This is a genomic window from Streptomyces olivochromogenes (assembly GCF_021538895.1).
In the GTDB taxonomy this organism is placed as follows: Bacteria; Actinomycetota; Actinomycetes; order Streptomycetales; family Streptomycetaceae; genus Streptomyces; species Streptomyces olivochromogenes_A.
The window spans coordinates 1-4,765 of sequence record NZ_JADDRL010000236.1; the positions used below are offsets into that span (position 1 = coordinate 1).

The window sequence follows — 4,765 nt, forward strand, 5'->3', positions numbered from 1 at the left end:
AGCAGGTGCCCGCCGTAAGCGCCCCCAAAGGCCCCTTCCCCTACGCCCCCGTAACTCTCTAGGCTCGGAAGTTCACGGCCGGGCCCGCAGCCTTCACCACGAGATCCCATAGCCGAAGGACACCCACCATGCGCCGCGCCTTGATCGTCGTCGACGTGCAGAACGACTTCTGCGAGGGGGGCAGCCTCGCGGTGGCCGGCGGCGCCGACGTGGCCGCCGCCATCACCGAGCTGATCGGGCAGGCGCCCGCCGGATACCGGCACGTGGTGGCCACGCGCGACCACCACATCGCGCCCGGCGGCCACTTCGCCGACAACCCCGACTACGTCCGCACCTGGCCCGCGCACTGCGTCGCCGGTACGGAGGGCGTCGGCTTCCACCCGAACTTCGCGCCCGCGGTCGCCTCCGGGTCGGTCGACGCGGTGTTCGACAAGGGGGCCTACGCGGCGGCCTACAGCGGGTTCGAGGGCCGGGACGAGAACGGGGTCCCGCTCGGCGACTGGCTGCGGGCGCGGCAGGTCGACGAGGTGGACGTGGTCGGCATCGCCACGGACCACTGCGTGCGCGCCACCGCGCTGGACGCCGTGCGCGAGGGCTTCCGTACGCACGTCCTGCTGGACCTGACCGCCGGGGTGTCCGAGGAGACCACGGGGCGCGCCCTGGAGGAGCTGCGGGCGGCGGGCGTCGAGCTCTCGGGCAAGCCGGTCGTCTGAGGGCCGAGCCGCCTACACCCGTGCCACGGGCGGCCGGATCAGGCTGCGGATGGGGCGCCACAGCTCCGTGGTGGAGACACCGTTGTCGGGGGCCGTACGCCATATCAGGCCGTCCGGGTGGTGCAGGACCGCGGTGATCTCGTCCGGGGTCGGCGGGGCCGCGTTGCCCCGCAGGTAGACCGCGCGCATGCCGAGATTGCGCAGCCTGGTCAGGGCGCGCGCCCGGTTCTGGGCGTGCACGAGTACGCGCACGCTGCCGGAACCGTCGGCGGCGGGGCGGGGCAGATTCAGCGCCACCACCACCGTGCCGTTCGGCAGCTTGCAGAAACCTCCTGTGGCCATGCGGTCACACCCCCGTGTGCGTCGGTGTCAATAAGGGAACCACAGGACGCACCTAAACACGATCGGCGGCGACCCGCCAGGGGGTCACCGCCGATACGCTTCTGACCTGCGAAAACGTGGACTACTTCACCGCGGGTCCGACCTGGAGGAAGATCGTGGAGCCGTTCTTGGCCTCCTTGACGATCTTGATCTTGGTGTTGGTGTCAGTGATCTTGACGCCACCGGTCGGGTTCGACTCGTCGTAGTAGGTGCTCGCGTGGTCGTTGAAGACCGGCACGCCCTTCGACGACTTGATCTTGGTTGCCTTGTCCGCCAGGTGCAGCGTCATGCCGTCCGTGCCGTACAGGCTGAACGGCGAGTCGTACGCCTGGATGCGGTTGCGCATCAGGGTGCCGTCGGCCCACTTCAGCGCCTTCGGGTGCGAGTCGACCGGCAGGACCAGGCCGACACCAGGGTGCTGGCTGGTGTTGTTGTCCGCCTGGGAGGTGTCCCACTTCCAGATGAGCAGACCGTTCTGGTACGGGTAGTGCTCCACCCAGTCCGGACGGGTCGTCGAGAAGCCGAAGTTGTACGGGCCGACCTTGAGGGTCTTGTCGTACGACACGTACTGACGGTTCTCGGCGATGTAGTACTGCGCGTAGTCCTTGGTGAAGGACGCGCCGATGCGGGAGAAGCCGTTCGCGGTCCAAGCGGCGTCCGCGGCCTCGGCGTTGTCGGAGAACACGGTCGCGCCGTCGGCGGTCAGCGTGATCTCGTCGGCCGCGAAGCCCTTCTGGGCCACGCCGCCGTCGGTCGCGTAGCGGAAGCGGACGTCGATCTTCTTGCCCGCGTAGGCGTCCAGCGAGTACGACAGCTTCTTGTAGCCGTCGAGCGTGCCGGTCAGCGCCGGGGCGCCGCTGGCGTCGCGCGGGATGGCCTGGCCGTCCACCGTGCCGTCGATCGCGGTCCAGTTGGCACCGCCGTCGGTCGACACCTCGGTGTAGAGGTAGTCGTAGTTGGCCTCGATGTCGTACCAGCCGTCCATGCTCAGCGTGGCCGAGGACTTGCCGGTGAGGTCGACGGAACGGGTCAGCGTGTTCTTGAGGTTGTCACCGCTGCCGCTCCACCACTGGGTCGCGCCCTGGGCCGGGGTCACGATGGTGGTGGTGACCGCCTTGTCCGGGAGGGAGACCACGAGGGCCTGCTTGTCCCAGGTGTTGTACTCGGCGACGCCCAGCTTGTGGGTGGACTGCTTGCCGGCCTTGGCCGTGTCGTAGTTCAGCCAGCCGAGCTGCATCTTGTCCCAGGCGCTGAAGTCGCCCGGCAGGTCGCCGATGGAGTCCTTGCCCCGGCCGAGCCAGGAACCGGAGGACATCAGCGTCCAGAAACCGGTGGAGTTGTCGCCGCCGGTGGTGTCGTAGTGGTCCGGCAGACCCAGGTCGTGGCCGTACTCGTGGGCGAAGACGCCGAGTCCGCCGTTCTCCGGCTGGATGGTGTAGTCGCCGACCCAGATGCCGGTGCCGCCGATCTGCGCGCCGCCCAGCTTGTTGCCCGTGGGGCCGGTGGCGCCGGCGTCGGTGCCGAACGCGTACCAGCGGTGGGCCCAGATCGCGTCCTTGCCCTGGACGCCGCCGCCCGCGGACTCGTCCTCACCGGCGTGCACGATCTGGAAGTGGTCGATGTAGCCGTCGGGTTCGTTGAAGTTGCCGTCGCCGTCGAAGTCGTAGCGGTCCCACTGGTCGAACTTCGCCACGTCCGCCTTGATCTGGGCGTCGGTGCGGCCGGCCGCCTTCTGCTGGGCGACCCAGGAGTTCAGACCGTCGCTGACGACGTTCCACACGCTCGGGCAGTTGGTGGAGCCGCAGGCGTTGTTGCCGTAACGGGCCTCGTTGTACGGGACCTTGACCCAGTCGGCGACCTCACCGGCGACCGAGTAGCGGCCCGAGGACTCCTTCTCGTAGAACTTCTTCATCGACTCGACGTTCTTGCCGGTGCCGAAGTAGAGGTCCTGGAAGTGCTTCCGGTTGTAGTCCTTCTGCCAGGCCGTCGAGTTGTCCTTGGCCCGGTCCGGCGCGGCTATCTTGTTGTGCAGCGGGCCTGCCGTGCCGCCGTACTTCGGGTCGGTCTGGTCGCCGAACTCGACGAGGATCGTGAAGATCTTGTCGGTCTTCTCGCGGCCGAGCTCGACGAACTTGCTGTCGCCCTTCTTGCTCTTGAGCTGGACGACCTTCGAACCGCCTCGGTCCTTGACCTTGGCCTCGCCCGATATGACCTGGTTCAGCGCCTCTTGGTGCTGGGCCTCCTGGGTCTTGCTGAGCGGACCGTCGAGGTTGTGCTCCTGCTGCTTCACCGGCGCCGGGTCGTGCCGGTGAACCGGGGCGGACTTGGCCGTCGTGCTCGCCTCCGCGACCGCGAAGGTCGAGAACGTGGCCGAGGCCGCCGCGAGCGCGACGCTGATCGCGACCGCTCTGAACTGCCAGGTTCTGCTGATCACTTGAGTTCCTCCCCCGCGCCGCGCGCACGGGAAGAGGGATCCTGGTCTTGGAAGGTCCGTGCGCGCACGATCAACGCGTTGTAATCAAGTGACGACATTTGACTAGAGGTTTACGAGAAAAGACAGACCTTGACTTGGCCACATCAAGTGCACTATGCGGAGACGACGTTCGCTTTGCGAACACCACCTCGCGTACGACTCGACCGGCGCGCGAGCCCGTCCGCCTGGTGGACGCCATGACTCCGTGCGCCCCCGATGCACCGGTACCGTGGGTTAGGTCACGCTTACCGGCGGTTCCTCTCGGGCATGCACGCGAATAGAGTCGAATGGTGGAACGCCCGGAAGTCGGCGGAAAGCCAGGCCGGTTACCCGTCTCACCCCCAATATCTTCCGAGGACACGATTGCCATGCCTCGTCCGACTGCCGCACAGCTCGCCTACGGTTCATGCACCGTGATCTTCTCGACGCTCGCCATGCTGCTGCTGTCTCAGACGAGTTCGGGTCTGGGGATCACGGTCATCGCCCTCGCCGCGCTCGCCCTGGGACTGCTGGTCGCCATGACGGTGCCCCTGCCCGGGCCGCGCACGCTCGCTCCGGCGGACCAGGCCGCGGTGCCGGCCCCCGAGGAGCGGGTGCCGGCTCCCCGGGAGCCCGTGGCCGCCGCGGTCGAGCCGATACGGGAGCCGACCGCTCCCTGACACACGCGAGACGGCGGGTCCGTGAGACGTACGGACCCGCCGCCTGCTGTCGCCCCTGTGTTCGGCTCGCGCCGCTCGGCTCGCACCGCACGGCTCAAGTGGTGCTGACCACCACCGTCTTGGCCGCCTTGTCGTGCACGCCCTGCTTGTAGGGCCGGTCGAAGTAGCTCCAGCCGCCCGCGATCGCGGTCCAGATGCAGGCGCAGCAGAACGCGAACGGGATCCACAGCACGAGCGCGCGGACCAGCGAGGTCTGGGTGGAGGGCGTGGAGCCGTTGTCGAGGTTGGCCACCCGCATGCCCAGCCACTTCTTGCCGAGCGTCTGTCCCGTCCTGGCGATCAGGACGGTGTCGTAGGCGACGAAGAGCACGGCCGCGATGAGCGACTGCGCGAACGACTTGGTGACCTCGATCCGGTCGCCGGTCATGGTGTACTCGCGGACCCCGAAGGCCAGGGTGAGCAGCCAGACGACGATGCCCACCAGGATCATGTCGATGATCCGGGCGAGCGTGCGCTTGCCGCTGTCGGCGAGCGGGGGC

General features: G+C 68.1%; 5 protein-coding genes. 2 read left to right on the forward strand and 3 right to left on the reverse strand.

The window, feature by feature from the left end:
* Positions 1–128: 128 nt before the first annotated feature.
* Positions 129–713: an isochorismatase family protein gene (locus tag IPZ69_RS46345; protein ID WP_235460948.1), complete on the forward strand. Its 585-nt coding sequence runs from the start codon at positions 129–131 to the stop codon at positions 711–713.
* A gap of 12 nt (positions 714–725) precedes the next feature.
* Here the strand turns inward: IPZ69_RS46345 and IPZ69_RS46350 are convergent, their stop codons facing one another.
* Together IPZ69_RS46350 and IPZ69_RS46355 are read right to left on the reverse strand one after the other, a co-directional pair.
* On the reverse strand, positions 726–1,055 hold the full coding sequence (locus IPZ69_RS46350; RefSeq protein WP_235460949.1) for a hypothetical protein: 330 nt from the start codon (positions 1,053–1,055) through the stop codon (positions 726–728).
* 121 nt (positions 1,056–1,176) lie between these two features.
* On the reverse strand, positions 1,177–3,528 hold the full coding sequence (locus tag IPZ69_RS46355) for an immune inhibitor A domain-containing protein (protein WP_235460950.1): 2,352 nt from the start codon (positions 3,526–3,528) through the stop codon (positions 1,177–1,179).
* A gap of 407 nt (positions 3,529–3,935) precedes the next feature.
* On the opposite strand from IPZ69_RS46355, the gene IPZ69_RS46360 reads away from it, so the two are divergent.
* The gene (locus tag IPZ69_RS46360; RefSeq protein ID WP_235460951.1) at positions 3,936–4,226 is read left to right on the forward strand and encodes a hypothetical protein; all 291 of its coding nucleotides are present in this window, start codon (positions 3,936–3,938) and stop codon (positions 4,224–4,226) included.
* 94 nt (positions 4,227–4,320) lie between these two features.
* On the opposite strand, the gene IPZ69_RS46365 is transcribed toward IPZ69_RS46360, so the two are convergent.
* Positions 4,321–4,765 (reverse strand): RDD family protein (locus tag IPZ69_RS46365; RefSeq protein WP_235460952.1); only part of this gene is annotated, 445 nt, incomplete at its 5' end.